The 715-nt window shown below is 64.1% G+C and carries 1 protein-coding gene; it reads left to right on the top strand.

Going from position 1 to position 715, the window contains the following annotated elements; translation table 11 throughout:
• A partial coding sequence (gene mraY / locus EN780_RS36205; protein ID WP_128276593.1) for a phospho-N-acetylmuramoyl-pentapeptide-transferase occupies positions 1-642 on the top strand: 642 nt, incomplete at its 5' end.
• Positions 643-715: the final 73 nt, after the last annotated feature.

Here is a 715-nt window from a genome sequence, read left to right as displayed (position 1 = left end):
ATCATGCACAACGGCCAGGCGCCGTTCTCCTCGTCGCTGACCTTTCCCTTCGCCAAGGAATTTATCATCAACCTCGGCTGGTTCTTCGTGCCGTTCTCCTGCTTCGTCATCGTCGGCGCCGGCAACGCGGTCAACCTGACCGACGGCCTCGACGGGCTGGCGATCGTGCCGATCATGATCGCCGCCGCCTCCTTCGGCGTCATCGCCTATCTCTCCGGCAACGCGGTGTTCGCCGAATATCTGCAGATCCATTTCGTTCCCGGCACCGGCGAACTGGCGGTGGTGCTAGGCGCGGTGATCGGCGCCGGCCTCGGCTTCCTGTGGTTCAACGCGCCGCCGGCCGCCATCTTCATGGGCGACACCGGCTCGCTGGCGATGGGCGGCCTGATCGGCACGGTCGCGGTCGCCACCAAGCACGAGATCGTGCTGGTCATCGTCGGCGGCCTGTTCGTGGTCGAGATCCTCTCGGTCATCATCCAGGTCGGCTACTTCAAGATGACCGGCAAGCGGGTGTTCCTGATGGCGCCGATCCACCATCACTTCGAAAAACTCGGCTGGACCGAAAGCCAGGTGGTGATCCGCTTCTGGATCATCGCGGTGATCCTGGCGCTGGTCGGCCTCTCCACCCTCAAGCTCCGATAGGCCGCCGCTTGATCCCCGCCTCATCCTTTTCAGGCAAGCGCGTTTCGCTCTTCGGGCTCGGCGGTTCGGGGCT

It is taken from the genome of Mesorhizobium sp. M4B.F.Ca.ET.089.01.1.1 (assembly GCF_004022605.1).
GTDB classification, from domain to species: Bacteria; Pseudomonadota; Alphaproteobacteria; order Rhizobiales; family Rhizobiaceae; genus Mesorhizobium; species Mesorhizobium abyssinicae.
Note: the sequence above shows the minus strand (reverse complement) of the source record. Positions and strands in the feature narration are given on the sequence as shown.